This is a genomic window from Streptomyces sp. BV286 (genome assembly GCF_019090165.1).
Lineage (GTDB): Bacteria > Actinomycetota > Actinomycetes > Streptomycetales > Streptomycetaceae > Streptomyces.
The window spans coordinates 36,637-62,793 of record NZ_JAHRIB010000163.1; the positions used below are offsets into that span (position 1 = coordinate 36,637).

General features: G+C 71.7%; 23 protein-coding genes and 1 riboswitch. Of the genes, 12 read left to right on the forward strand and 11 right to left on the reverse strand.

Features of this window, described 5'->3' with window-relative positions; translation table 11 throughout:
• Positions 1-468 precede the first annotated feature (468 nt).
• The 5 genes from rlmN (at position 469) to KUF83_RS29220 (ending at position 6,430) form a co-directional block, all read left to right on the forward strand.
• Positions 469-1,575: a 23S rRNA (adenine(2503)-C(2))-methyltransferase RlmN gene (gene rlmN / locus KUF83_RS29200; protein WP_217457970.1), complete on the forward strand. Its 1,107-nt coding sequence runs from the start codon at positions 469-471 to the stop codon at positions 1,573-1,575.
• 24 nt (positions 1,576-1,599) lie between these two features.
• Positions 1,600-1,705, forward strand: a riboswitch (TPP riboswitch).
• Positions 1,706-1,784: 79 nt separating this feature from the next.
• Positions 1,785-2,867, forward strand: a complete 1,083-nt coding sequence (locus tag KUF83_RS29205) for a thiamine ABC transporter substrate binding subunit (protein ID WP_217457971.1) — start codon at positions 1,785-1,787, stop codon at positions 2,865-2,867.
• Entirely contained in the window at positions 2,843-4,594 is a 1,752-nt protein-coding gene (locus tag KUF83_RS29210) for an iron ABC transporter permease (RefSeq protein WP_217457972.1), read from the forward strand. The genes KUF83_RS29205 and KUF83_RS29210 overlap by 25 nt, the downstream gene beginning before the upstream one ends.
• Before the next feature lie 2 nt (positions 4,595-4,596).
• Entirely contained in the window at positions 4,597-5,628 is a 1,032-nt protein-coding gene (locus KUF83_RS29215; protein ID WP_217457973.1) for an ABC transporter ATP-binding protein, read from the forward strand.
• A 10-nt stretch (positions 5,629-5,638) separates the two neighbouring features.
• Complete coding sequence (locus KUF83_RS29220) at positions 5,639-6,430, forward strand: maleylpyruvate isomerase family mycothiol-dependent enzyme (protein WP_217457974.1); 792 nt, start codon at positions 5,639-5,641, stop codon at positions 6,428-6,430.
• Positions 6,431-6,556: 126 nt separating this feature from the next.
• On the opposite strand, the gene KUF83_RS29225 is transcribed toward KUF83_RS29220, so the two are convergent.
• From KUF83_RS29225 to KUF83_RS29255, 7 genes are all read right to left on the reverse strand, one after another.
• A complete protein-coding gene (locus KUF83_RS29225; RefSeq protein WP_217457975.1) occupies positions 6,557-7,240 on the reverse strand; it encodes an LAETG motif-containing sortase-dependent surface protein in 684 nt (227 codons plus the stop codon).
• 136 nt (positions 7,241-7,376) lie between these two features.
• Complete coding sequence (locus tag KUF83_RS29230; protein ID WP_217457976.1) at positions 7,377-8,510, reverse strand: LOG family protein; 1,134 nt, start codon at positions 8,508-8,510, stop codon at positions 7,377-7,379.
• Positions 8,511-8,534: 24 nt separating this feature from the next.
• Entirely contained in the window at positions 8,535-8,942 is a 408-nt protein-coding gene (locus tag KUF83_RS29235) for a VOC family protein (protein WP_217457977.1), read from the reverse strand.
• Positions 8,943-9,063: 121 nt separating this feature from the next.
• A complete protein-coding gene (locus KUF83_RS29240) occupies positions 9,064-10,731 on the reverse strand; it encodes a hypothetical protein (protein WP_217457978.1) in 1,668 nt (555 codons plus the stop codon).
• Positions 10,713-11,450: an ABC transporter ATP-binding protein gene (locus KUF83_RS29245; RefSeq protein WP_217457979.1), complete on the reverse strand. Its 738-nt coding sequence runs from the start codon at positions 11,448-11,450 to the stop codon at positions 10,713-10,715. The genes KUF83_RS29240 and KUF83_RS29245 overlap by 19 nt, the downstream gene beginning before the upstream one ends.
• Before the next feature lie 241 nt (positions 11,451-11,691).
• Positions 11,692-13,089 (reverse strand): aspartate aminotransferase family protein, encoded by a 1,398-nt coding sequence (locus tag KUF83_RS29250; protein ID WP_217457980.1) that lies wholly within the window; start codon positions 13,087-13,089, stop codon positions 11,692-11,694.
• On the reverse strand, positions 13,074-13,589 hold the full coding sequence (locus KUF83_RS29255) for an Lrp/AsnC family transcriptional regulator (RefSeq protein WP_217457981.1): 516 nt from the start codon (positions 13,587-13,589) through the stop codon (positions 13,074-13,076). Before KUF83_RS29255 ends, KUF83_RS29250 begins: the two co-directional genes overlap by 16 nt.
• Positions 13,590-13,777: 188 nt before the next feature.
• Between KUF83_RS29255 and KUF83_RS29260 the strand changes: the two genes are divergently transcribed.
• From KUF83_RS29260 to KUF83_RS29280, 5 genes are all read left to right on the forward strand, one after another.
• Complete coding sequence (locus tag KUF83_RS29260) at positions 13,778-15,217, forward strand: gamma-aminobutyraldehyde dehydrogenase (RefSeq protein ID WP_217457982.1); 1,440 nt, start codon at positions 13,778-13,780, stop codon at positions 15,215-15,217.
• A gap of 174 nt (positions 15,218-15,391) precedes the next feature.
• A complete protein-coding gene (locus KUF83_RS29265; protein ID WP_217457983.1) occupies positions 15,392-16,579 on the forward strand; it encodes a spermidine/putrescine ABC transporter substrate-binding protein in 1,188 nt (395 codons plus the stop codon).
• A 117-nt stretch (positions 16,580-16,696) separates the two neighbouring features.
• Positions 16,697-17,377 (forward strand): DUF6308 family protein, encoded by a 681-nt coding sequence (locus KUF83_RS29270; protein WP_217457984.1) that lies wholly within the window; start codon positions 16,697-16,699, stop codon positions 17,375-17,377.
• 133 nt (positions 17,378-17,510) lie between these two features.
• Entirely contained in the window at positions 17,511-18,311 is an 801-nt protein-coding gene (locus KUF83_RS29275; protein ID WP_217457985.1) for an SGNH/GDSL hydrolase family protein, read from the forward strand.
• 24 nt (positions 18,312-18,335) lie between these two features.
• Entirely contained in the window at positions 18,336-18,932 is a 597-nt protein-coding gene (locus KUF83_RS29280) for a PadR family transcriptional regulator (RefSeq protein ID WP_217457986.1), read from the forward strand.
• Between the two features lie 61 nt (positions 18,933-18,993).
• On the opposite strand, the gene KUF83_RS29285 is transcribed toward KUF83_RS29280, so the two are convergent.
• Positions 18,994-20,139 carry a serine hydrolase gene (locus tag KUF83_RS29285; protein ID WP_217457987.1) on the reverse strand — a complete coding sequence of 382 codons (1,146 nt, stop codon included), beginning with the start codon at positions 20,137-20,139 and terminating at the stop codon, positions 18,994-18,996.
• Between the two features lie 604 nt (positions 20,140-20,743).
• Between KUF83_RS29285 and KUF83_RS29290 the strand changes: the two genes are divergently transcribed.
• The gene (locus KUF83_RS29290) at positions 20,744-22,435 is read left to right on the forward strand and encodes an RNA polymerase sigma factor (RefSeq protein WP_217457988.1); all 1,692 of its coding nucleotides are present in this window, start codon (positions 20,744-20,746) and stop codon (positions 22,433-22,435) included.
• A gap of 3 nt (positions 22,436-22,438) precedes the next feature.
• Here KUF83_RS29290 and KUF83_RS29295 read toward each other — a convergent pair whose 3' ends face one another.
• Both KUF83_RS29295 and KUF83_RS29300 read right to left on the reverse strand, forming a co-directional pair.
• A complete protein-coding gene (locus KUF83_RS29295) occupies positions 22,439-23,122 on the reverse strand; it encodes a glycerophosphodiester phosphodiesterase (protein ID WP_217457989.1) in 684 nt (227 codons plus the stop codon).
• A 17-nt stretch (positions 23,123-23,139) separates the two neighbouring features.
• On the reverse strand, positions 23,140-24,303 hold the full coding sequence (locus KUF83_RS29300) for an adenosine deaminase (RefSeq protein WP_374106191.1): 1,164 nt from the start codon (positions 24,301-24,303) through the stop codon (positions 23,140-23,142).
• Between the two features lie 54 nt (positions 24,304-24,357).
• Between KUF83_RS29300 and KUF83_RS42860 the strand changes: the two genes are divergently transcribed.
• Entirely contained in the window at positions 24,358-25,302 is a 945-nt protein-coding gene (locus tag KUF83_RS42860; RefSeq protein ID WP_308403186.1) for a hypothetical protein, read from the forward strand.
• 153 nt (positions 25,303-25,455) lie between these two features.
• Here the strand turns inward: KUF83_RS42860 and KUF83_RS29310 are convergent, their stop codons facing one another.
• Entirely contained in the window at positions 25,456-26,016 is a 561-nt protein-coding gene (locus KUF83_RS29310) for an NADAR family protein (RefSeq protein ID WP_217457990.1), read from the reverse strand.
• Positions 26,017-26,157 lie beyond the last annotated feature (141 nt).

The following is a 26,157-nucleotide window of genomic DNA, read 5'->3' on the forward strand; positions in this document are numbered from 1 at the left end:
CTGTGGCCTGGGCGGGAGGCACCGGGGGTGGCCATGCTGCCCGTTCGCCGCACGGCGAACTCCCGGCCGGGCACGGCCAAGGGCAGCGTGTGCGCAGCGCGGGCGACGGCTTCCTGTCGAACCGACCCGGAGGCGGGGTCATCTGCGCTGCGCGGCTGCCGGGCCGGCATCGAGCGGACGTGGTGCTGAGGATCCAGGTGAGACGCTTTATCGGACACACATTCGATTCTAGGTCCAGGGGTGACCTATATGGCAATGCCCTGCGCCAGCGGACCTGTGGGGCGCGAGGCCATGGCGGGAACGGATCGAAGGGGGGCGGCAGGGCGTCAGCCAGGGAGAACGCCTCTCGCGCCGAGCCGTTCATGGCCGTCGTACGCAGGCCGACCTCGGCCGCTCGACCCCGGACGACCTCTCTGCGGGAATCGGCGGCCCAGGTCACATGATTTGATCTGCGACACTGGGAGGGTTATGCCTGCACCCGGAGAACTCACATTCGTCGCCCCCCGCGGAGCCAAGAAGCCGCCGCGGCACCTTGCCGATCTCACGCCCGCCGAGCGTAAAGAGGCCGTTGCCGCGATCGGTGAGAAGCCGTTTCGTGCCAAGCAGCTCTCGCAGCACTACTTCGCGCGGTTCGCGCACGATCCGGAGCAGTGGACCGACATCCCGGCGGGATCGCGCGCCAAGCTCCAGGAGGCGTTGCTGCCCGAGCTGATGACGGTCGTGCGGCACCTGTCCACCGATCAGGACACCACCCGCAAGACCCTCTGGCGGCTCTTCGACGGCACCCTCGTCGAGTCCGTGCTGATGCGCTACCCGGACCGGGTCACCATGTGCATCAGTTCGCAGGCCGGCTGCGGGATGAACTGTCCGTTCTGCGCCACCGGACAGGCGGGCCTCGACCGGAACCTCTCCACCGGTGAGATCGTGCACCAGATCGTGGACGGGATGCGGGCCCTGCGGGACGGCGAGATCCCCGGCGGTCCTGCCCGGCTCAGCAACATCGTCTTCATGGGCATGGGCGAGCCCCTCGCGAACTACAAGCGGGTCGTCCAGTCCATCCGGGCCCTCACCGACCCCGAGCCGGACGGGCTCGGACTGTCGCAGCGCGGGATCACCGTGTCGACCGTCGGTCTCGTCCCCGCCATCCACCGGTTCTCCGACGAGGGCTTCAAGTGCCGCCTCGCCATCTCGCTGCACGCTCCTGACGACGAGCTGCGCGACACCCTCGTCCCGGTCAACACCCGGTGGAAGGTGCGCGAGGTACTGGACGCCGGCTGGGAGTACGCGGAGAGGTCGGGGCGCCGACTGTCCATCGAGTACGCGCTCATCCGGGACATCAACGACCAGGCGTGGCGGGGTGACCGGCTCGGCCGGATGCTCAAGGGCAAGCCCGTGCACGTCAATCTCATCCCGCTGAACCCCACCCCGGGTTCCAAGTGGACCGCCTCGCGGCCCGAGGACGAGAAGGCGTTCGTCGAGGCGATCGCCGCCCATGGTGTGCCCGTCACCGTCCGGGACACCCGTGGCCAGGAGATCGACGGGGCCTGCGGGCAGCTCGCGGCGACCGAGCGGTAGTCTGGCGGACGTACGTACATCTTCATATTCCGACAGGGGAGCGCCACAGCGCTGAGAGTGCGGGACAGCCCGCAGACCCTCTGAACCTTGCCCAGGTCATTCTGGGTAGGAAGTTCGGTCACTACTCAAGCTGTTGCGCCCTGCCCGGGATCCGACCGAGGTCCCGGGCAGGGCCGCGTCTCTTCCTGGTCACCCCCAGGAGGAATTCAGTGAGCACCACCACCAGGAAGTTCACGGCCGTGGCCGTGGGGCTCGGCCTCGCCGCGCTCACCGCGTGCGGGTCGTCCGACTCCGGCGACGAGGGCTCCGGGTCCAAGACCGTCACCCTCGTCAGCCATGACTCCTTCGCCTACACCAAGGCCGTACTGAAGGACTTCGAGAAGGAGTCCGGTTACAAGGTCAGGGTCCTCAAGGACGGCGACGCCGGTACGGCCGTCAACAAGGCCATCCTCACCAAGGACAACCCGCAGGGCGACGTCTTCTTCGGCGTCGACAACACGCTGCTGTCGCGGGCGCTCGACAACGGGCTGTTCCAGTCGTACGAGGCCAAGGGATCGGACCTGATCCTGCCGGAGTACCGGGTCGACCAGGACAAGCACCGGGTCACGCCCATCGACTCCGGTGACATCTGCGTCAACTACGACAAGGCCTACTTCAGCAAGCACAAGCTGGCCCCGCCGACGTCCTTCGACGACCTGATCAAGCCCGAGTACAAGGATCTTCTCGTCACCGAGAACGCGTCCACGTCCTCGCCCGGCCTCGGGTTCCTGCTCGGCACCGCCGCCAAGTACGGCGACAAGGGCTGGCAGGACTACTGGAAGAAGCTCAAGGCCAACGGCGTGAAGGTCGTCGACGGCTGGGAGCAGGCCTACAACGAGGAGTTCTCCGGGTCCGCCGGCGGCAAGAAGGCGAAGGCCGACCGGCCGCTCGTCGTCTCGTACGCGTCCTCGCCGCCCGCCGAGGTCATCTACGCCGACCCGAAGCCGAAGACCGCGCCGACCGGTGTCGCGGACGGCACCTGCTTCCGCCAGGTCGAGTACGCGGGCCTGCTGAGCAACGCGAAGAACACCGAGGGCGGCAAGGCGCTCATCGACTTCCTGGTCGGCAAGCCGTTCCAGGAGGACATGCCGCTGAACATGTTCGTGTACCCGGTGGTCGAGGGCGCCGCGGTGCCCGAGTCGTTCACCAAGTACGGTCCTGCGGCCGAGAACCCCGAGACCCTGGAACCCGCCAAGATCGCCGACAACCGTGACGAGTGGGTCAAGTCATGGACCTCGCTCGTACTGAAGTAGAGCCCCGCGCCGAGGCCGAGGCTGTGGTCGCGGGCGAGCCGCGCAAGCGCCCGCGCCCGCGCCCGCGTGCGCGACAGCGCTCGCGCCGGGGGAGCGCGGCCCGGCTCGGCCTCATGGCCGTACCCGTCGCGTTCTTCGCGGTCTTCTTCGCGTACCCGGTCGCGGCGATCACCGCCCGAGGGCTGAAGACCGACGGGGTCTGGCGGTTCGGGCGGATCTGGGACGTGCTCGCGCAGCCGGACGTCCGGCACGTCCTGTGGTTCACGACCTGGCAGGCGCTCGCCTCGACAGCGCTCACCCTGCTCATAGCGCTCCCCGGCGCGTATGTCTTCGCGCGCTTCGATTTCAGGGGCAAGCAGGTCCTGCGGGCGGTTGTGACCGTGCCGTTCGTGCTGCCGACCGTGGTCGTCGGCACGGCCTTCCTGGCGCTGCTCGGGCGGGGCGGGCTGCTGGACGAGCTGTGGGGCGTACGGCTCGACACGACCGTGTGGGCGATCCTGCTCGCGCACGTCTTCTTCAACTACGCGGTCGTCGTCCGCACGGTCGGCGGGCTGTGGTCACAGCTCGACCCGCGTCAGGAGGAGGCCGCGCGGATGCTCGGCGCCTCCCGGTTCGCGGCCTGGCGCACGGTGACCCTCCCGGCGCTCGGCCCGGCCGTGGCCGCCGCCGCGCTCATGGTCTTCCTCTTCACCTTCACCTCCTTCGGCGTGGTGCAGATCCTCGGCGGACCCACCTTCTCGACGCTGGAGGTGGAGATCTACCGGCAGACCTCGGAGATCTTCGATCTCTCGACGGCCGCCGTGCTGACACTCGTCCAGTTCGCGGCGGTGGGCGCGATCCTCGCCGTCCACGCCTGGACCGTACGGCGACGGGAGACGGCCCTGCGCCTGGTCGACGCCGCCACGACCGCGCGACGACCGCACGGGGCGGGGCAGTGGGCGCTGCTCGCCGGCGTCCTCGCCGTCATCGCCGTCCTGCTGGTGCTGCCGCTGGCCGTCCTCGTCGAGCGGTCCCTCGACGCCCCGGGGTTCGGCTACTACAAAGCGCTGACCAGCGACGAAGGCGGTCTCTTCCTGGTACCGCCGATCGACGCCGTCGGCAACTCGCTGCGGTACGCCCTCGCCGCCACCGCCATCGCGCTGCTGATCGGCGGACTCGCCGCGGCCGCCCTCACCCGCCGGGACGCCGGACGTCTCGTACGGGGCTTCGACGCGCTGCTCATGCTGCCGCTCGGCGTCTCCGCGGTGACCGTCGGCTTCGGTTTCCTCATCGCACTCGACGAACCGCCGCTGGACCTGCGGAGCACGTGGATCCTCGTGCCGCTCGCGCAGGCGCTGGTGGGCGTCCCCTTCGTCGTACGGACCATGCTGCCGGTACTGAGAGCGGTGGACGGGCGGCTGCGCGAGGCGGCATCGGTGCTCGGGGCCTCGCCCTGGCGGGTGTGGCGCGAGGTCGATCTGCCCATGGTGCGCCGGGCGCTGCTGATCGCGGCCGGGTTCGCCTTCGCCGTGTCGCTGGGCGAGTTCGGCGCGACCGTCTTCATCGCACGGCCCGACAACCCGACGCTGCCGGTCGCCGTGGCACGGCTGCTCGGGCGGGCCGGCGAGCTCAACTACGGGCAGGCCATGGCCCTTTCGACGATCTTGATGGTGGTGTGCGCGGTGGCGCTGCTGCTCCTCGAACGCCTTCGCACCGACCCTCGCTCCGACCGGACGGGAGAGTTCTGACCATGCTCAAGCTCGATGGGGCGACCGTGCGGTTCGACGGGCGGGCGGTGCTCGACGACGTCGGCCTCGAGGTCGCCGAGCACGAGATCGTGTGCGTCCTCGGACCCAGCGGCAGTGGCAAGTCGACGCTGCTGAGGGCCGTCGCCGGGCTCCAGCAGCTGGACGGCGGGCGGGTGTTCCTGGACGGCCGCGACCTCGACGGGGTGCCCGCGCACAAGCGGGGCCTCGGCCTGATGTTCCAGGACCACCAGCTGTTCCCGCAGCGCGACGTGGCCGGCAACGTGGCCTTCGGGCTGCGGATGCACGGCGAGTCCAAACACCAACAGGCTTCGCGGGTGGGGGAGTTGCTGGAGCTCGTGGGCCTGCCGGGCGCCCACCGGCGGGCCGTCGCCTCCCTCTCCGGTGGTGAACAGCAGCGCGTCGCGCTCGCCCGTGCCCTCGCGCCCCGGCCCCGGCTGCTCATGCTCGACGAACCGCTCGGCCAGCTGGACCGCTCGCTGCGCGAACGCCTCGTGGTGGAACTGCGGGAACTGTTCGCCGAGTTGGGCACCACCGTGCTCGCGGTCACCCACGACCAGGGCGAGGCCTTCGCGCTCGCCGACCGGGTCGTCGTGATGCGGGACGGGCGGATCGCCCAGTCGGGTACGCCACTCCAGGTCTGGCAGCGCCCTGCCGACGAGTTCGTGGCGCGGTTCCTCGGCTTCCAGAACGTGGCCGGGGCGACTGTCGTCGGGGAAGCGGCGGACACCCCCTGGGGCAAGGTGCCGGTGCCCTCCGACGCCCCGCAGGGCGAGGTCAGCCTGCTGGTCAGGCCGGCCGGAGTACGGCTCGTACCGGCCTCGGAGGGGCTGCGCTGCACGGTGGCCGCGCGGACCTTCCGGGGCACCCATGTCGCCGTGCACCTGCAGCCGCGCAACGCGCCGCGCCTGGAGGCGGCGTGCGCGCTGCGGGACGCTCCGGAGACCGGGGACGAGGTCGGGGTGGCCTTCGACGCAGCCGAAATCGTCGTACTCGAAGGGGCTCGGGCCGCCTAGGGTGCGGCTCATGACGCTACTGGGGCATGACCGCTACTGCGACGAAGTCGTCGGCCAGACCGCGCTGCTGAGGTCCCATCTCGCCGGAGCCGATCTCACCGAGACCGTGCCGACCTGCCCGGACTGGACACTGCGGGAGCTCGCCGTGCACGTGGGCGAGGCGCACCGCTGGGCCGAGCACATCGTCCGGACGGGAGCGGCGAAGAACGTGCCGGTCGAGAACGTGACCGGCGTCGGAGGGCCGCAGGACAGCGACCCCGCCGCGCTCGACGCGTGGCTCGCGGAGGGCGCCGCGCTGGCCGCCGGGACCTTCCGCACCGCCGGGGCCGACGCCGCGGCCTGGTCATGGGCCTGGGAGCACACGGCAGGCTTCTGGGCGCGGCGCATGGCGCACGAGACGCTGATCCACCGGGCCGACGCCGCCGTCACGGCCGGGGCGGCGTACGAGGTCGAGCCGGATCTCGCGGCCGACGCGATCGACGAGTGGCTGCAGATCGTCCGGTTCGCGCAGGAGACGTATCCCGGCAAGGCCGCGAACGAACTGCGCGGGGCGGGCCGCAGCATCCACCTCCACGCCACCGACACCGAGCCGGGCCTCGACGCCGAGTGGCTCATCGAGTTCGAGGACAAGGGCATCGACTGGCGGCGCGGTCACGAGAAGGCGACCGTGGCGTTGCGCGGGCCGCTCAGCGAGGTGCTGCTCGCCTTCTACCGGCGGCTTCCACCGGACGGCGGCCGTCTGGAGGTCCTGGGGGAGCGGGAGTTGCTGGACTTCTGGCTGGAGCGTGCCACGTTCGGCTAGCCCGCACAGGCAGGCAGGCAGGCAGGCACGCAGGCAGGGCGAGGCGGGCTCGTGCGTGGCCGGAGCGGCGAAGGGCCCGCCCCCTCGGTGAGGGGACGGGCCACAACGGGTACGAACAGGCCGGTCTCAGCGGCCGTTCGACGCGCCACGACGACGCAGCGCGAACATCACACCGGCACCGGCCGCCACGAGCGCGGCCGCTATCCCGGCGATGGCCCCGGTGTTGGAGCTCGAACCGGTCTCGGCGAGGTTCGACTCGCCCGCGGGCGACGGGGTGTTGTCCCCGGTCGACGCGGCCGGAGTGCTCTGCGACTCCGACGGCTCCGGGGACTCCGGAGTCGCCGAGGGGGTCGCGGGCGAGGAGGGCTTCTCCGAGGGCGACGGGGTCGCCGGAGGCGTCGACGTGTCCGAGGACTTGCACGCCTCGGACGGGGTGACCAGGTTCGGCTTGATGTCCTCGTCGACCTGCTTGCCGGCCTTGACGTGGATCCGGTACGTCGCGTTCGGCTTCCAGTCCTCCGAGAAGTCGATGGTCACGCCCTCGCGGGAACCCTTGACCTCCTGGCTGCCGACGAGCCGCTCGTCCGCGCCGTTCGACTCCAGGTAGACGGTGACCGTGGCCGGGACGCCGGTCGGGTCCTTGTCGGTGACGCTGATGACGCCCTTGGCGCCGTCGCACTTGGCGACGGCGGAGAACTCACTGATGTTGCAGGCGAGCGCGTTGCCGGCGAGACCCAGCGTGAGCGCGGCCGAGGCGGAGGCAACTCCGAGAATGCGCACGGAACGTGCGGTACGGCGAGATATGGACACGATTGCCCTTCACGGGATGCACAAGAACGAGGGGGGTGGTGGGAGCGGCTACGAAACAGCGATCCCAGACGCCTCACAGGTTTATTGGGCGCTGTCTCCGGTTGTCAATCCGTGTGTCCGTCTTGACCCCTTGGCTTTAACTTTCGTTTACATGGGCCAGCCGGGCCAGCGCCTCCGGTGCCTCCTCGATCCGGTCGACCAGGGCGATCCGGGACTCCATGGGCCGCTCGCGGGCGAGGGCCTGGAGAAGAGGCCAGGTGGGGAGGCGTTCCGTCCAGTGGGTGCGGTTGACCAGGACCATGGGGGTGGGTTCGCCGCGGGACTCGTAGTAGTTGGGCGTCGCGTTGTCGAAGATCTCCTGGACCGTTCCGGCGGCGCCGGGCAGGAAGACCACACCCGCGTTCGATCGGGCCAGCAGGCCGTCCTCGCGGGTGGCGTTGGCGAAGTACTTGGCGATGTGCGAGGCGAACGCGTTCGGCGGCTCGTGCCCGTAGAACCAGGTCGGGATGCCCACCGAGGTGTTGCCCTCGGGCCAGCGGGCGCGCACCTCGAAGGCGGCGCGTGCCCAGTCCGTCACCGACGGGACGAACGAGGGGGCCTTCGCGAGGAGTTCGCACGCCTCGTCCAGCATGGTGTCGTCGTACGGGGCCGCGTACGCGCCGAGGTTCGCCGCCTCCATCGCGCCGGGGCCGCCGCCCGTGGCCACCGTGTACCCGGCGCGCGCGAGCGCGCGTCCGAGCCGGGCCGCGCCACCGTACGCGTCCGTGCCGCGCGCGATGGCGTGGCCGCCCATCACGCCCACCACCCGTGACCCGCGCAGAAGTTCGTCGAGGGCGTCGGAGACGGCGTCGTCGTGGACCGAGCGCAGCATCGACGCGTATATGTCGCCGTCGGCCCTGGTCCGCTGGAACCACGTGTAGGCGAGGGCGTCCGGCGTCTGTTCGTACCCCTTGTCGAGCGCGTCGAACAGCTCGCCGGGCGTGTAGAGGAGCCCGCGGTACGGGTCGAACGGCAGGTCGGGAACCGGAGGGAAGAGCAGGGCGCCGTCGGCGCGGACCTTCGCCGCCGCGTTCTCCCGCATCAGGCAGCCGAGGAAGACGGCGCCCGCGGTGTCACTGGCGAGCAGCTCTCTCGTACGGTCCGTCAGATCGACGGCCTGGACGCGGAATCCGGCGAGTGTGCCGCGTGCCGAGACGGTCGCGTCGAACTCCTCGAGCGATTCGATCTCGCGGTCACCGTGGTGGGCCACATGGGCGGGGCTCGTCTGCACCCGCCCATGTAAGCACGGGCCGGGTCAGCCCTGGACGGCCGCCGGGTCCATCCACATGACCTCCCAGGAGTGGCCGTCCGGGTCGTCGAAGCCGCGCCCGTACATGAAGCCGTGGTCCTGGGGCTCGCCGCTGGCCGAACCGCCCGCCGCGATCGCCTTGTCGACCAGCTCGTCCACCTTCTCGCGGCTCTCGGCGCTGAGACACAGGAGCACCTCGCTCGTCTTCGTCGAGTCCGCGATCTCCTTCTTCGTGAAGTCCGCGTAGCGCTGCTTGTTCAGCAGCATCGCGACGATCGTGTCGCTGATCACGACGGACGCGCAGTGCTCGTCCGAGAACTGCGCGTTGAGCGTGTAGCCGAGCTCCGTGAAGAACTTCTTCGAGGCGTCGAGGTCGTTCACGGCCAGGTTCACGAAGATCATCTGCTGGTACATGCCTGGTCTCTCCCGTCGTGGTGATGTGCTGTTCGAAGGGGTAGACCGGAGGGCTGCCGGAAAGTCATCGGCCCGTGCGAACTTTTCTCGTACGCCCGGTCGATCCCTGCGTGTACGGGGGTCAGTGGGCCAGCGGCAGGGCCGCGAGCTCCGCGATCGCCCAGGTCAGGGGGCCGAGGACGGCCAGCAGGATGCCCGCGCGCAGGGCGGCCGCGGCGCGCAGCGTCGTGGCGGGCGCTCCGATCCGCAGCAGGGCGGCCGTGGTGTCGGCGCGCGCGTTCCTGGCCTCGACCGCGGCGGTCAGGAGCGTCGCCACGGCGCACCCGGCGACGAGCAGCGCGCCGAGCGTGGTGAGGGGCCCGACGTCGGGACGCGTACCGGTGTGGAGCACGGCCATGGCGTACGCGCCCGACGCCACCGCGCACACCACGCCGAGGGGGCGTCCGACGCGGGTCGCCTCCTCCATGAGCACGCGCCCGGCGAGCAGCCGCAGGGCGCCGGGCCGTACCGCCTGGAGCAGCCTGCCGCAGAGGTGGGTGATCGCCGGACCGGCCAGCGCCAGCCCGATCGCGGTGAGCGCCCAGCCGACGAGCACCCCGAGGGGCCCGCCGGTGAGTCCGCCGGGCAGCGCGGTCCCGTCGGGAGCGGGAGCGGTGCGGCCGGCGTACGTCTCCACCGCGAGACCGGCGGCGAGCACGGCGGCACCCCAGGGGAGACCACCGGGGGCGGGGAGCGGGGCCAGCGGGTGGTGGGGGTCCAGCGGGTGGCCGGGGCGGCCGGGGTGGTGCGGGAGTCCGGTGCGGTCCGAGTGGACCGTGACGTCGGCACGGTCCGCCCTGCCCTGGCCGCGGTCGTCGGGGCCGCCGTGGTGGATGGGTGCGGCGGGTCCGTCTTGCGCGGGCGGACCGGCGGCGACGGGCTCGTCCGAAGAGGTGCGCGTACCGGCGGGAGCCCGGCTGTCGGCGCGGGCGGCGGAGCGGCGGGGCACGTCGAGTCCGACGGTGGCGGCGGCCGCCCCGGGGCTGCTGTGCCCGGTGCTCGCGGCGTGTTCGTCGAGGTCTCCGCGAGCGCTCCGCGCGCCGGCGGCACCGGCCTGCGCGGGGGCGCCGGGGGCGTCCTGCCCGGGACCGTCCGCTCCCTCGGCGTGGCCGCCGGTCCTCGCGCCCCCTCGTGCACCGAAGCGTCCGTAGGCGCCGAACCCGACGCGCTCGGTGGAGCGTCCGTAGCCGCCGAAACCGCCCAGCCGTCCCGGGCGCCCGCCCGCCCTGGCCGGCCGGTGGTCCCGCGGGCGCAGCACCACCGCTGAGGCCACCGACGCGATGACCGGGACGAGCGCCAGGAGCGTGAGGGCGGCGGGCAGGGGCAGCGACTCGTCGGCGGCGAGGAGGCCGGCCGCGTCGCCGTCGAAGGGGAGGCCGGTCAGATCGCCGCGCAGGTGGAGGAAGAACAGCAGGGCGACCATCGAACCGAGCGTGCAGGACACGGCGGTGGAGACGGCCGCGAGGACCATCAGGCGGCCGGGGCCCAGTCCGATGGCCGAGAGGCCCGGCCGGGGCCGGGTGGCCGGGTCGGTCCGGGCCACGGCCACCGCGAACTGCACGGTGGCGGCGAGCGGCGCGAGGCACCAGGCGAGCCGCAGCACGGCCGCCGCCGACGCGTCCGGGTGCCCCATCGCGTATCCGAGGGTGCACAGCAGCAGGAAGCCCGTGCCCGCCGACGCCGCGGCGACGAGGAGCCTGCGGAACTGGACGGCGGGGTGGGCGCTGCGGGCTAGGCGGAGAGCGAGCACGCCGCCCGGCCTTCCGACTCGGCGACCGGCGGCAGGTGGACGGTGTTCACGCGCCGCCCGTCGAGCAGCGACACCGTGCGGTCGGCGAGCGCCGCGGTGTCCGCGTCGTGCGTGGCAAGGACGACGGTGATGCCGTGCGAGCGGGCCGCCGTGGTGAGCGTGCGCAGCACCTGGGCGCGGTCCGCGCGGTGCAGCGGAGCGGTGGGCTCGTCGGCGAAGAGCACGGTCGGCGCGGGGGCCAGCGCGCGGGCGATGACCACGCGCTGACGTTCCGCCTGCAGCAGGGCGTACGGGCGCTTGCGGGCGCAGCCGCCGACGTCGAGGCGGTCCAGCCACTCCAGGGCGGTGGTCTTGGCCCGGCGGCGGCCCACGCCCCGCAGCATCAGGGGCAGGGCCGCGTTCTCCCAGGCGTTCAGCTCGGGGACCAGGACCGGAGCCGGGTCGATCCAGCCGAAGCGGTCGCGGCGCAGCCGCTCGCGGGTCAGCGGACCCATGGTGTGGACCGGTGTGCTGTTGAACCAGACCTCGCCCTGCTGGGCCAGGAGCTGCCCCGACAGGCACTGGAGGAGGGTTGTCTTGCCGCTGCCGCGTGGGCCGCCGACGGCGAGGATCTCGCCCTCGCGGACTCCGAGGGAGACGCCGATGAGTGCGGGTGAGCCGTTGTGCTTGACGTGCAGGGCGCGTGCCCAGAGCACGTCGTTGTCCGGCGGAGCCACCATCGCGTACACCTCGGTTCAGATCTGACTTGCGCTGCCCGAGCGCCTCCGGGAAGGTCGCTCGGTCCCCCGGTCGGGGGAACGAAGGCAGGGCCGATCGGTCACTGGGCACGCTAGGGAGTCGGGGCCCGGAGGCCGGACAGCACGCGGCCCCGGGGCGCCCATTCTCACTCGAACGGGCGGCACCGGGGCCGGGGTTGATCACAGGTTCGGCTCATCGGGGCCGAGCCGGGCCGAACGGGGATCAGAGCTTCGCCCAGGCCTCCGTCAGCACCTGGCGGACGATCCCCTCGATCTCGTCGAACGTCGACTGGTCGGAGATCAGCGGCGGCGACAGCTGGATGACCGGGTCACCGCGGTCGTCGGCGCGGCAGTACAGGCCGTACTCGAAGAGCTTCTTGGAGACGAAGCCGTAGAGCACGCGCTCCGACTCCTCGTCCGTGAAGGTCTCCTTGGTGGCCTTGTCCTTGACGAGTTCGATGCCGTAGAAGAAGCCGTTGCCGCGGACGTCGCCGACGATCGGCAGGTCGTGCAGCTTCTGGAGGGTGGAGAGGAACGAGCCCTCGTTGTCCAGGACGTGCTGGTTGAGGTTCTCGCGCTCGAAGATGTCGAGGTTCGCGAGGCCCACGGCCGCCGACACCGGGTGGCCGCCGAAGGTGTAGCCGTGCAGGAAGGTGTTGTCGCCCTGGTAGAACGGCTCGGCGAGCCGGTCCGAGATGATGCAGGCGCCGATCGGGGAGTAGCCCGAGGTCATGCCCTTGGCGCAGGTGATCATGTCCGGTACGTAGTCGAACTTGTCGCAGGCGAACATCGTGCCGAGGCGGCCGAAGGCGCAGATGACCTCGTCCGAGACCAGCAGTACGTCGTACTGGTCGCAGATCTCGCGCACCCGCTGGAAGTACCCGGGCGGCGGCGGGAAGCAGCCGCCGGCGTTCTGCACGGGCTCCAGGAACACCGCGGCGACCGTCTCCGGGCCCTCGAAGAGGATCTGTTCCTCGATCTGGTCGGCGGCCCAGCGGCCGAAGGCCTCGGGGGAGACACCGGAGCCGTTGTCGAGGAAGGCGGGCGCGCGGTAGATGTTGGTGTTCGGGACCTTGTGGGCGCCCGGGACCAGCGGCTCGAAGGGGGCCTTCAGCGCCGGCAGCCCGGTGATGGACAGGGCGCCCTGGGGGGTGCCGTGGTAGGCGACCGCGCGCGAGATGACCTTGTACTTCGTCGGCTTGCCCTGGAGCTTGAAGTACTGCTTGGCGAGCTTCCACGCGGTCTCGACGGCCTCGCCGCCGCCCGTCGTGAAGAAGACCTTGTTCAGGTCGCCCGGGGCGTGGTGCGCGAGCCGCTCGGCCAGCTCCACGGCCTTCGGGTGGGCGTAGGACCAGATGGGGAAGAAGGCCAGCTCCTTCGCCTGCCGGGCGGCGGTCTCGGCCAGCTCGGCACGCCCGTGGCCCGCCTGGACCACGAACAGACCCGCGAGGCCGTCGAGGTAGCGCTTGCCCTTGTCGTCGTAGATGTAGGTGCCCTCGCCACGGACGATCGTGGGGACGGGCGCGTTCTCGTACGAGGACATGCGGGTGAAGTGCATCCACAGGTGGTCGTACGCGGTTCGGCTGAGGTCCTTGGCAGTCACGGCTATCGGGTTCCCCACATGTAGGTCTGCTTCTTGAGCTTGAGGTAGACGAAGCTTTCGGTGGAGCGCACGCCGGGCAGGGCCCGTATGCGTTTGTTGATGACCTCCAGCAGGTGGTCGTCGTCCTCGCAGACGATCTCGGCGAGGATGTCGAACGAGCCCGCGGTCATCACCACGTACTCGACCTCCGACATCGCGCTCAGCGCGTCCGCCACCGGTTCGAGGTCGCCGTCGACGTTCACACCCACCATCGCCTGCCTCCGGAAGCCCACGGTGAGCGGGTCCGTGACGGCGACGATCTGCATCACGCCCTGGTCGAGCAGCTTCTGGACGCGCTGGCGCACGGCCGCCTCGGAGAGGCCCACGGCCTTGCCGATCGCGGCGTACGGACGGCGGCCGTCCTCCTGCAGCTGCTCGATGATGGCGAGGGACACGGCATCCAGCTGAGGAGTGCCGCTCCTGGACTCGCGGGAGTCCCTGGGGTCTGCGCTTCGACTGGCCACGAGCTCACTGTGCACGAGGGCTCGACAGTTCCGCAAGGTCTGATCGATGAAATTCGTTGTCTGGGTGCGTGCAGTCTGCGGATTTCGCAGTTCTGGGGCGATCGGGGGTGTTGAAAACGTCGGGGTGAGGATTAGGGTGGGAGCCCAGGCGTCTCAGGTAGTGGACACCTGAGCCGTAGGACATCCGACAGGAGGGCCGGGCAGTGAGCACCGAGCTGCGTCGTCTGCGCAATTACATCGCCGGAGAGTTCCGCGATGCCGCCGATGGACGGACCACCGACGTGGTCAACCCCGCGACGGGCGAGGCGTACGCCACCGCGCCGCTGTCCGGTCAGGCCGACGTCGACGCGGCGATGGAGGCCGCCGCCGCGGCCTTCCCCGCCTGGCGCGACCAGACCCCCGCCGAGCGCCAGAAGGCCCTCCTCAAGATCGCGGACGCTTTCGAGGAGCGGGCCGAGGAGCTCATCGCGGCCGAGGTCGAGAACACGGGCAAGCCCATCGGACTGACCCGGTCCGAGGAGATCCCGCCCATGGTCGACCAGATCCGCTTCTTCGCGGGCGCGGCGCGCATGCTGGAAGGCCGGTCGGCCGGCGAGTACATGGAGGGCCTGACCTCGATCGTCCGCCGTGAGCCGGTCGGCGTCTGCGCGCAGGTCGCGCCGTGGAACTACCCGATGATGATGGCCGTGTGGAAGTTCGCCCCGGCGCTCGCCGCGGGCAACACGGTCGTGCTCAAGCCGTCCGACACCACCCCGGCCTCCACGGTCCTGATCGCCGAGATCATCGGCTCGATCGTCCCCGAGGGCGTCTTCAACGTCATCTGCGGCGACCGGGACACCGGCCGTCTGATGGTCGAGCACAGGACCCCGGCCATGGCGTCCATCACCGGATCCGTACGGGCGGGCATCTCCGTCGCCGAGTCCGCCGCCAAGGACGTCAAGCGGGTGCACCTGGAGCTCGGCGGCAAGGCGCCCGTCGTCGTCTTCGAGGACACCGACATCGCCAAGGCCGTCGAGGACATCTCGGTGGCCGGTTTCTTCAACGCGGGCCAGGACTGTACGGCCGCCACCCGCGTCCTCGTCCAGGAGTCCATCCACGACGAGTTCGTGACCGCGCTCGCCAAGGCCGCCGCCGACACGAAGACCGGTCAGCCGGACGACGAGGACGTGCTGTACGGGCCGCTCAACAACCCGAACCAGCTCAAGCAGGTCACCGGCTTCATCGAGCGTCTCCCCGCCCACGCCAAGGTCGAGGCGGGCGGCCACCGGGTCGGCGAGAAGGGCTTCTTCTACGCTCCGACCGTCGTGTCGGGCGTGAAGCAGGACGACGAGATCATCCAGAACGAGGTCTTCGGACCGGTCATCACCGTCCAGTCCTTCTCGGACGAGGCGCAGGCCGTCGAGTGGGCGAACGGCGTCGAGTACGCCCTCGCCTCCTCCGTCTGGACGAAGGACCACGCGCGCGCGATGCGCATGTCGAAGGTCCTCGACTTCGGCTGTGTGTGGATCAACACGCACATCCCGCTGGTCGCGGAGATGCCGCACGGCGGCTTCAAGAAGTCGGGCTACGGCAAGGACCTGTCGGGCTACGGGTTCGACGACTACACGCGCATCAAGCACGTGATGACGTCCATCGAGGGCTGAGTTCCCCGGTCCTCCGTCCCTCTTCGGGGAGCGAGACGGGGCCGGGGCGTCCGGGGCGGCCGTCCCCGGGGCGGGGCGGGCGGTGGTGGCGGGGCGACAACGTGTCCGCCGCCGGCCGGACGGCTCGACACCGCGTCCATTGCCCGGCCCCGCGCCCGGCGGCATGCTGCCCGGGTGCGAGCGAATCCGAGAAGCCTCCCGTCCCGCCGGTCCGTGCTGCGCACCCTGGGGACGGGCGCCGCGGCCGCGCTCGCCGCGGGATGCGGGGTGCCGGCCGGGTACGTCGCCCCGGCGGACCGGTCCAGAAGCGACCTCTCGGCCAGTGAGAAGCGGCTGACCTGGTCGAACTGGCCGCTCTACATCGACACGGACGACGAGGACGAGTCACGGCGTCCCACGCTCGACGCCTTCGAGGAGCGCACCGGGATCGCGGTCACCTACACCGAGGAGATCAACGACAACGACGAGTTCTTCGGGAAGATCAGCCCCTCACTGATGAACCATCAGGAGACCGGCCGGGACCTGATGGTGATCAGCGACTGGATGTGTGCGCGGTTCGTGCGCCTGGGGTGGGTCCAGGAGATGGACCGTGCCCGGCAGCCGAACGTCACCCGGTACCTCGACCCGCAACTGGGTTCGCCCGCCTTCGACCCGGGCCGCAGGTACACCGTGCCGTGGCAGTCGGGGATCACGGGCATCGCGTACAACCGCCGCAGGACCGGCCGGGAGATACGGCAGGTCTCCGACCTGTGGGCGGACGACCTCAAGGGGCGCGTCACGCTCCTGTCGGGGCTCGACGAGGCGTTCGCCCTGCTCATGCAGGGCAACGGCGTCGACGTCACCCGGTGGACCGCGGACGACTTCCACACGGTGTGCGACCAGGTCGACGAACTCGTCCGCACGGACCACATCCGCCGCTTCACCGGCAACGACTACATCAAGGACCTGTCGAGCGGAGACGTACTGGCCTGCCAGGCGTACAGCGGCGACGTGATCCAGCTCCAGGCCGACGACCCCGACATCGAGTTCGTCGTACCGGAGGAGGGGGCCGAGCTGTGGTCCGAGTCCCTGATGATCCCCAACCTCGCCCGCCACAAGGCGAACGCGGAGGAACTGGTCGACCACTACTACGAGCCGTCCGTGGCCGCCGAACTCGCCGCGTGGGTCAACTACGTCTGTCCCGTCCCGGCCGCCCGGGACGTCCTGGCCTCCGCCAAGGACGAGGAGACCGCCGCCCTGGCCGAGGATCCGCTCATCTTCCCCGACGGCGCCCTGCGCGCGCGTCTCGCCGTGGCCCGCGACATCACGGCCAAGGAGCGCACGGAGTACGCGAAGCGGTGGAACGCGATCGCGGGGCTGTAGGAGCAGCGCTGTTCCTGTGACGCGGAGTTCCCGTGGGCGCGAGGATGGGCCGGGCAGGGGCGCCGGGTCGGCGCGTCGTGCCGCGGAGCATTCACCCACCACGTCCCGGAGTGGCCCATGACCGCTGTCGCCCCACCGCCGCTGGATCACCGGCTGCGCGCTCTCGTCACCTCGGACCGGGCCGTGTCCGACCTCCGGCAGTACTTCGGCACCGGCGGGCAGGCCGGAGCGGTGCCGTTCACGGGCAGTCGATTCGAGTGCCTGGCCGGCGGGGGCGACCGCCCGGCGGTCGCGAACGCGGTGACCGCCGACGACCTGATCGCGGTGCAGACCCTGTCGGTCAGGATTCCCGTGCGGGCCGCACTCGACCTCCTGGAGGGCGACCTCGGCGCCGAGGTGGGCGGGCTGCTGAGCCGAGTCCCCCTCGGCCTCGACATGGCCGAGGCCGAGGCCGCCGACCTGGCCGACGGGTCACCGGCCCACACGGCCTGGCAGTTGCTGTGCGACCAGCCCGGAATCGGGTGGGTCACGGCAGGCAAACTCCTCGCCCGCAAGCGTCCACGGCTGCTGCCCGTCTACGACCAGGTCGTCCGCTGCGTCCTCGGCAGGCCCGCGTCCTTCTGGCTGGACCTGCACACCGCGCTGCGCCTCGACGACCGGGCGCTGCACCACGAGCTGACCGCCCTGCGGCGGTCCGCCGGCCTCCCCGGGACCGTCAGCGCGCTGCGGGTCTGTGACGTGGTGCTCTGGATGCGTCACCGTACGGACCACCAGCGCAGGAACTGCGCGGGGACCTGAGCCCGAGCCGGTCCCGGTGAGGCTGCCTGGGCGCCCGCGCGGCGCATGTCACGTCACCGGCCCGTCCCGCCTCTTGCCTTATTCAACAAAGTGAATAGGGTACTAGTGGGCTATGGGGAGTGGAGGTCATGCCGTGCCGAACAGCGGATATCTGCGGTACGTCGCCCTCGGTGACAGTCAGACCGAAGGGCTGGGGGACGGCGACGACGTGACAGGGCTGCGCGGATGCGCCGACCGGTTCGCGGAGGAGCTGGCGAAGGGGTCTCCGGACGTCCTGTACGCGAATCTCGCCGTCCGCGGGCGCCTCGCCGGGCAGGTGCGCGCCGAGCAGCTGCCGCCGGCCCTCGCGCTGCGGCCCGATGTGGCGACCGTGGTCGCCGGGATGAACGACCTGCTGAGGCCCCGCTTCGACGCGGACGAGGTGGCCGGCCACCTGGAGGCGATGTTCGCCGCGCTGACCGGGCAGGGCGCCCGCGTCGCGACGGTCACCTTTCCCGACGTCGGCCGGCTCACCCCGCTGGCCCGGCCGCTGGGCCGCCGGGTCCTCGCCCTCAACTCCCGTATCCGGGAGGCGGCCGGACGCCATGGAGTGGTCATCGCGGACATGTCCGCCCACGAGGTGGTGACGGACCCCCGGCTGTGGAGTCCGGACCGGCTGCACGCGAGCCCGCTCGGCCATGCGCGTATTGCCGCCGCGGTCGCGCACGCGTTCGGCCTGCCGGGCGGTGACGAAGCCTGGACGCTGCCCCTGCCGCCCGACGCGTCGGTGCCCACGCGGCTGCGGGTCGTCGGAGCGGAACTGCGCTGGGTCGGCGGTTTCCTGGGGCCCTGGCTCCTGCGCCGGGTCCAGGGGCGTTCGTCGGGCGACGGCCGGCAGGCCAAGCGGCCGGAGCTGCTCCCTCTCGTCCGCGTCGATAGTCGCGCCCTTGACTAATCAACACGGTGCTAGCTTGGACTCATGGCGTTGCGCAACGCGGTGATGGCCGCTCTCTTGGAGGGCGAGGCGTCCGGGTACGACCTCGCGAAGGGCTTCGAGGCCTCGGTCGCCAACTTCTGGATGGCCACCCCCCAGCAGCTCTACCGCGAGCTGGAGCGCATGGAGGGCGACGGACTGGTCCGCGCCCGCGTCGTCCAGCAGGAGCGCCGGCCCAACAAGCGGCTCTTCTCGCTCACCGCGGAGGGGCGCGGGGTCCTGCGCGCGTACGTCGCCGAAGGCCCGGCCAAACCACCGGCCATCAGGGACGAGCTGATGGTCAAGGTCCAGTGCGTCGACATCGGGGACGCCGCCGACATCGAGGCCGTACGGACGGCGGTCGCCGAGCGCGTTGAGCGGGCCACCGCCAAGCTCGCCCGCTACCGGCGCATGCAGGAACGCATGCTGGCCGGGCGCACCGAGGACGAGTACCTCGCCACCGCCGAGCGCGTCGGCCCCTACCTCACCCTCCAGGGCGGCATGGCCCTGGAGCGGGCGAACCTCCAGTGGGGCGACACGGTCCTCAAGCGCCTGGAACAGCGCGTCGCGGCACTCGGCGGCCCGGCCCGCGCCCACGGCTGACCCGGCCGCGCGCCGTTCACGCCGTTCGCGCCGGGCGGGCCTCACCGTCCGAGCGCCGCCCTCACCCTCCGAACGCCGCCCGCACGATCCGCTCGGCCACCGGATTCATGCCCTCGCCCTTGGCGTCGGTCGCGTTGACCGAGTACACGAGCGTGCGGGACAGGTCGCGCGTGGCCGCGACGAGCGTGCCGTACCCCGGGCGGGCTCCGGACTTCAGCCACAGGACGGTGCCGTTGCCCATGTCGTACCGCTGGAGGCCGGCGCTCATGGTCGCGCCGGGCACGTCGGGAAGCGTGAACATCTCCCTGTCCAGGAGCGGTTGGGGGACCAGCCGGCCCCGGAACAGCGCGAAGAGGAGCCGCTCCAGGTCCGCCGTCGTGGAGATCATGTCGCCGGCGGCCCACCGGTCCGACATGTTCCACTCGGTGGCGTCGACCAGCCTGCCGTCCGTCAGCTTCTGGTATCCGCGGTTGTGCGGTCCGTGGATGCGCGGGTCGGGGCCGCCGGGGAAGTACGTGTGCCGCATCCCGGCCGGCCGCAGGACCCGCACGGCTGCCTGGTGCTCGTACGAGTCGCCGGTGACCTTCTCGACGAGCAGGCCGAGCACGGTGTAGTCGATGTTGCCGTACTGCTGCCGGTCGCCGGGGTGGAAGGCCGGCCCCTGGGCGACCGACGCGGCCACGACCTCCTCGGGGGTCAGCGTCTCGTACCGCCGCTCGTACCCCTCGCCGGCCACGTCCCCCAGTGACGAGCCCGGCTTCAGCCCGCTGGTGAAGGTGAGCAACTGCCGTACGGTGATGGGCTCGAAGTCCTTCGACAGGAGGCCGGGGAGGTACGTCTGGACGTGCCCGTCCAGGTCCACCCTGCCCTCGGCGGCGAGCTGCAGCACGACGGCGGCCGTGACCACCTTGGTGGTGGAGCCGGCCCGGAAGCGCCCGTTCTCCAGCGCCTTTCGGCCACTTGGGAGATCGCGCACCCCGGCGCTGCCCCGCCAGGTGCCGTCCGTGCCGGCGACGCGTACGAGCGCGGCCGTGGTGTGTTCGTCCGGGATCCCCTTGAGTGCGGCGCGCAGAGCGGTGTCCGGATTCGCGCTCTCGCGTACGACGGCCGTGGGGGAGGGGGCGGCGAGGGCGGTCCCGGCCAGGGGGACCGCGGTCAGACCCAGGACCACGAGGGCGGCACAGGCGGTACGGAGACGGGCATGCATCAGTGGACTCCCGGAGTGATCGGTGACCTTCATCGTCCGGGCGTACGCCTTCTCGCGGATCCTCATCGAGGAGGGCGGCGACCCTGGACCGGGCTCCGGGCAACTGCCGTCCCGGATAGGGGAGTTGTCAGGGATCTTCCTTAGGGTGACGGGGCCCCGCACGAAAAAACTGTTATCCCGGAAGTCCTTCCCCCGTCTCCTGTGCGCGCGCTCCGCATGGCGCACACACCCCCTCACCCGCCCAGGAGTCGTCCGTGGCAGAGCAGAACAAGCACCGCGTCGGCCGGCGCGGCGCCCTCCGGATCGCGGGACCGCCAACCGGCACCTGAAGCGCCGCAGGCCGTGATCTCCGACATAGGCCGCGGGCAGATCAGGCCGGTCTGGGAGCTTTTGCGCAACCGCTGCGCGCGACACCGCCGGCCCTCGGGCCCTCGTATCTCGGCCATGGCTGAGAAAGTACGTGCCGAAGGCGGCGGTGGGGACCACGGGCCCCGCCACGGCGGGTTCGACCAGATGGACTTCGGGGCGCTCCTCCACCGCAAGTGACCTCCGGCGGCCCCGGTGGACGGCCCCGGCGAGCGACCTCGGCAGGGAAGGGACGGACGTGGACGGCCGGCAGTGGCGTACGACGATCGCGGCAGCGCAGGCCGGTGACCGGCGCGCGCTCGACGAACTCGTCGAGGGCTGGCTTCCGCTGGTCTACAACATCGTCGGCCGCGCGCTGAACGGCCATGCCGACGTCGACGACGTGGTGCAGGAGACCATGCTGCGCGCCGTCGGCAACCTCGGCACACTGCGCGATCCGGACAGCTTCCGTTCCTGGCTGGTCGCCATCGCCATGCGGCAGATACGCGACCGCGCCAGGCGGCGCACCTCCGAGACGCTCTCCGACGACGCGGCCCAGGAGGTCACCGACTTCGCCGAACTCACCGTCCTGCGCCTTCAGTTGGAGGGACAACGGCGTGAGGTCGCGGAAGCGGTGCGCTGGCTCGACGAGGAGGACCGGCAGCTGCTGTCGCTGTGGTGGCTGGAGGTCGCGGGCGAACTGAGCCGACGCGAACTGGCGGCGGCCGCCGGCGTCAGCCGCCAGCACGCCGCCGTACGCGTCCAGCGGATGAAGGCCCGGCTGGAGGCGGCGCGCGGCATCGTGCGGGCCCTCGACTCCTCCTGCCCCGGGCTGCGTGAGCTGACCGCCCGCTGGGACGAGCGGCCCGGCTCGGTGTGGCGCAAGCGGCTGGCCCGGCACATCCGGGGCTGTCGCCACTGCGCCGAACAGGGCGAGGCGGTCGTCCCCGCGGAACGGCTGCTCGTCGGCATCGCACTCGTCCCCGTCCCCGTCGGTCTCACGCTCTCGCTCGCCCTCGGCGGCAAGACGGCGGCCGCCGCCACGACCGCCGCCACCGGCATCGGCTGGTCCGCCAAAGCCGTCGCCGCGCTGACCAAGCCCGCCGTAGCCCTGACGGCCGGGGCGACCCTCGCCGCGGGCGGCGCCTACGTCGTCACACAGCCGGAACCGCCGCCACGGGCCGCCGCGCCCCCCACGGCGCCCTCCACGGCGTCGATCACGGCATCGAGCACCGCAGAGCCTAAGGCGCCCGGCCGCACCGCGACACCGGCTCCGTCGCCGTCCCCCGTCAGAACGCGGACGGACCTGTACGGCACGGTCGTCGATGCCGTCGACGAGGCTCCGGACCCGAACGCGCGGCCCGGCGATCTGCCGCGCCGACCCGAGTCCGGACTCACCAGCACCGGCGGCCCCAAGGCCGTGATGCAGCACCGCGGGGACAGCGTGACGCTCAGCGGCCGGGGCTATGTCCTGGTGCGCTGGCAGATCTCGCCGAAGTCGCGGCCGGGCGCCCTGGTCATGCCCGCCTGGACGGGCCTCAGGGGAAGGCTGTTCCACGTGGCGTCGGGCGGCGGCCGCCGGATGGACGACACCTTCGCCCCGAACGCCGACGGCTACACCTCCGGCATGGGCGGCCCGGCCGTCGGACACGCCGTCCTGCCGGCCGGCGCCCAGCAGATGTGGCAGAACGAGTACTTCTACGTCGACGGCACCGTCACCCTCACCCAGAACGAGCGGGGCTGCGACTACGGGCTGATCGTCTTCCCGTCCGACCGGGACGCTGTGACCAGGGACGTCATGACCGGCCCCGGCCAAGGCGCCATCCGCTACGGCCTCGTCCGCGACACCGGACAGGACACGGCACCCACCCCCCAGTACGTCACCCGCGAGACGCCGGCCGACCCGGCGACGGTTCGGCAGAGGTCCCGGGTGACCGGCGAACGCGGCTGAACCTCAGTCCCTGCGCAGGGCACACAGGGTGTCGATGCGGTTCGTCGTGATCGAGTCGACTCCCGCGTCGAGGAGGCGCCGCATGGACCGCCGGGTGTCCGGCGTCCACACCGACACCAGGTAGCCGTCCCGGTGGACGCGTGCGACGAGGTCCCGGTCGACCAGCCCGAACCGGTAGTTGAGCCAGCGCGGGCGCACCGCGTCGAGCACCGCGGGCCGCGGGGGCGCGAGGCTCGTCCAGGTGAGGGCGATCTCCGCGGCGGGGTCGGCCGCGCGGACCGCGAGCATGGTGCGGGCGCCCGCGCAGTAGTACACGCGCTCCTCGGCGCCGAGGTCATGGATGACGCCGACGATCCGGCGGACGGCACGCGCGTCCACCGGACCCGGCACGTCGACCATCAACCGGCCCTCGTCCGTCTCCTTGAGGGCCTCCTCCAGAGTGGGTACACCGTCCGAGGTGAGGCCCCGCACCTCGTCGCAGGAGAGCGACAGCAGCGGCCGGTCGTGCTCCCACAGCCGCTTCAGCGAGACGTCGTGCAGGAGCACGGGCACCCCGTCGCGGGTGAGCCGGACATCGATCTCCACCGCGTCCGCGCCCCGGCGGAGCGCGGAACGCAGCGAGTCGACGGTGTTCTCACGGACGCGGTAGGGGTCGCCGCGATGGGCCACGGCAGTCACGGTACGCATCGGCCCATTGTGCTGGTTCAGGGTGCGAGCCACCCAGCGGTGTACGTGTCGATCTCCGCGGCGAGGGCCGCCTTGCCGGGGCCGTCCAGGAAGGAGGCCTCGACGGCGTTCCTGGCGAGCGCCGCGAGACCCCGTTCGTCGAGGTCGAGGAGGCGGGCGGCCACCGCGTACTCGTTGTTGAGGTCCGTGCCGAACATCGGCGGGTCGTCGGAGTTGACGGTGACGACGACGCCGGCCCGCACGAACTCCTTGATGGGGTGCTCGTCGAGGGTGCGGACCGCGCGGGTGGCGATGTTGGAGGTCGGGCAGACCTCCAGGGGGATCCGGTGCTCGGCGAGGTGCGCGAGGAGCTCGGGGTCCCGGGCGGAGCTCGTACCGTGACCGATGCGCTCGGCACGCAGGTCCCTCAGCGCGTCCCAGACGGTCTCCGGCCCTGTCGTCTCTCCCGCGTGCGGCACGGAGTGCAGGCCGGCCGCGATCGCACGGTCGAAGTACGGCTTGAACTGCGGGCGGGGCACGCCGGTCTCGGGCCCGCCGAGCCCGAAGGCGACCAGGCCCTCGGGGCGGATCTTGTCGGTGGTGGCGAGCCGGACGGTCTCCTCGGCGGATTCCAGTCCCGCTTCACCGGGGATGTCGAAGCACCACCGCAGGACGGTCCCGAAGTCGGCCTCGGCGGCCGTGCGGGCGTCCTCGATCGCGTCCATGAAGGCGCCCTCGTCGATGCCGCGGCGGGTCGACGAGAACGGCGTGATCGTCAGCTCGGCGTAGCGGATCCGCTGCCGGGCCATGTCGCGGGCGACCTCGTACGTCAGGAGGCGGACGTCCTCGGGGGTGCGGATGAGGTCGACGACGGACAGGTACACGTCGATGAAGTGGGCGAAGTCCGTGAACGTGAAGTAGTCGGCCAGCGCCTCGGGGTCCGACGGCACCTTGGAGTCGGAGTGGCGGGCGGCCAGCTCGGAGACGATCCGGGGGGAGGCTGAGCCGACGTGGTGCACGTGGAGTTCGGCCTTGGGCAGTCCGGCGATGAAGGCGTGCAGGTCACGCGGGGTGCCGGGGGTGATCGGGTCGAGGTGGTCGGTCAAGGGTTCCTCCCCAGGAACGGCGCCGGGCCGGTGTACGGCGGCGCGGGTGATCGGCTGATCGGTGCTTCGGGGATCATCGTAGGCCGCCGTCCGCACGGGCAGGGCTCGGGCCGTAGCATGACGCCACGTACGACAGAGGGGACTCCGCGCATGTCCGACGACGCGCAGACACCGGATGCGCCGGGCGACGAGCCGCGGGACCACCCCGAGGATGCCCGTCCGGGGGCGGGGGTTCCGCTGGACAAGGCCCCTGCCGAGCCGAATCCCTGGGCTCCTCCGGCGGACGCGGGCCCGCTCCCGCCCTCGGTCCACGACCGGCAGACGGTCACGTCCTTCCCCGGCGCGGGGACACCGCCGCCTCCCGGGGCCGGGTATCCCGCGGGTCCGCCGGCCTGGACCAACCCTTCCGCGCCCGCACCGGGCGCCACCCCCGCCGACCCGTTCGCGCCCCCGGCCGCCCCGGCGCAGGGGAACCCCTTCGCCCCTCCGGGCGCCCCGTACCCCGCCCAGTACCCCGCGCCGTACCCCGCCGCGGGCGGCCCGCCCTCGGATCTTCCGGGCGACCCGTTCGCGCCCCCTGCCGGCCCTTATCCGCAGCCGCACCCGCACGCCCACCCCGCTCCGGGGTCGCCGGTGCCGCCGCCGCCCATCGCGCCGGGAGGGCCGGGCGAGGTGCCCTACGGATACGGCTACCCGGGGTATCCCGGGTACGGCGGTCAGGGCGCCGCCCACGGAACCGGCCCCGGCGGTCCTGGTTACGGCTGGCCCGGGATGCCCATGATGCCCAGCAACGGGCTGGGCACCGCGGGGCTCGTGCTCGGCATCATCGCCGCGGTCGGCTTCTGCCTGTGGCCGGTGGCCCTCGCCTGCGGCGTCCTCGCGGTGATCTTCGGCGCGATCGGCCGGGGCAGGGCGCGCCGCGGGGAGGCCACCAACCCCGGCCAGGCGCTGGCCGGCATCATCTGCGGCGCCGTGGGCATCGCCCTGGCCATCGCGTTCGTGGTGGTCTTCCTCGTCATGCCCGACGAGGAAGACGGCGGAGGCTCGGAGACGACCGACGACGGCTACAGCGCGGCGCTGACCGTCAACGGCTGACCCGGAGGGAGGACCGGGCTCCGCCCCGGCCTCCCCGTTGTGCCCTCAGCGGGGCCCGCCCCCTGCGGGGCTCGGGCCGGTGGCCGGCGCGGGGCGTCGTGGGCCGCGCGCGGTTCCCCGTGCCCGCTCAGGCCCGGGCGGGCGGGCGGGCTGTCAGGCGGCGGACCGCAGCCGGTCCCGGGCCTCCATCAGCGCGAATCCCAGCAGGTTCGGTCCCTGCCACCGCTCGGGGTCGAAGGCCCGCTCGTCGTCCGCGGCCAGACCGATCCCCCACACGCGATCCATGGGACTCGCCTCGACCAGCACCCGATCGCCCGTACCCATCAGGAACGATCCGAGCCGGATGTCCGAGGCGAACTTGCGCACGCTGCCCTCGACCACGATCCCGAAGCGCTCCCGCTCCCAGACGGCATCGTCGAACCCCCGCACCAGTCGCCCGGCCTTCTTCGCGAGCGCGGGGCTCGACGCGTCCAGCGCAAGCCGCTCCGCCTCCGCGTCGCCGAACAGCCGTGCCTTGTGCGCCATCATCCAGTGCTCGGCCGTCCGGTACTCCACCCCGTCCGCCGTGAAGGGCGAGGGCCACCACTGGCTCAGACAGCTCGCCCCGACCTGCCCGTCCGCGCGCGGCCGATGGCCCCAGAAGTGCAGATACCTGACTCTCGCCCCCGAGCGGACCGCGCCGACCAGCGTGTCCCGACAATCGATCTTCCCCATGCACGCGAGTGTGGCACGCACCACTGACACTCCGTCCTGCCTTTTCGCGGGCGACTCGACACCTGGTCGACAGATTCCGTCGCGTAACCAAAAGGCAACAACGGAATCACTTGTTGGAGCACCATTGCTCTGCCAGGATCG

What these genes read in the sequence shown, in the direction of transcription:
- KUF83_RS29220 (WP_217457974.1), top strand. Translation starts at nt 5,639, where the DNA reads ATGACGCTACTGGGGCATGACCGCTACTGCGACGAAGTCGTCGGCCAG.
- KUF83_RS29310 (WP_217457990.1), bottom strand. Translation starts at nt 26,016, where the DNA reads ATGGGGAAGATCGATTGTCGGGACACGCTGGTCGGCGCGGTCCGCTCG.
- KUF83_RS29210 (WP_217457972.1), top strand. Translation starts at nt 2,843, where the DNA reads ATGGACCTCGCTCGTACTGAAGTAGAGCCCCGCGCCGAGGCCGAGGCT.
- KUF83_RS42860 (WP_308403186.1), top strand. Translation starts at nt 24,358, where the DNA reads ATGTCCGACGACGCGCAGACACCGGATGCGCCGGGCGACGAGCCGCGG.
- KUF83_RS29280 (WP_217457986.1), top strand. Translation starts at nt 18,336, where the DNA reads ATGGCGTTGCGCAACGCGGTGATGGCCGCTCTCTTGGAGGGCGAGGCG.
- KUF83_RS29245 (WP_217457979.1), bottom strand. Translation starts at nt 11,450, where the DNA reads ATGGTGGCTCCGCCGGACAACGACGTGCTCTGGGCACGCGCCCTGCAC.
- KUF83_RS29215 (WP_217457973.1), top strand. Translation starts at nt 4,597, where the DNA reads ATGCTCAAGCTCGATGGGGCGACCGTGCGGTTCGACGGGCGGGCGGTG.
- KUF83_RS29270 (WP_217457984.1), top strand. Translation starts at nt 16,697, where the DNA reads ATGACCGCTGTCGCCCCACCGCCGCTGGATCACCGGCTGCGCGCTCTC.
- rlmN (WP_217457970.1), top strand. Translation starts at nt 469, where the DNA reads ATGCCTGCACCCGGAGAACTCACATTCGTCGCCCCCCGCGGAGCCAAG.
- KUF83_RS29235 (WP_217457977.1), bottom strand. Translation starts at nt 8,942, where the DNA reads ATGTACCAGCAGATGATCTTCGTGAACCTGGCCGTGAACGACCTCGAC.
- KUF83_RS29295 (WP_217457989.1), bottom strand. Translation starts at nt 23,122, where the DNA reads ATGCGTACCGTGACTGCCGTGGCCCATCGCGGCGACCCCTACCGCGTC.
- KUF83_RS29285 (WP_217457987.1), bottom strand. Translation starts at nt 20,139, where the DNA reads ATGCATGCCCGTCTCCGTACCGCCTGTGCCGCCCTCGTGGTCCTGGGT.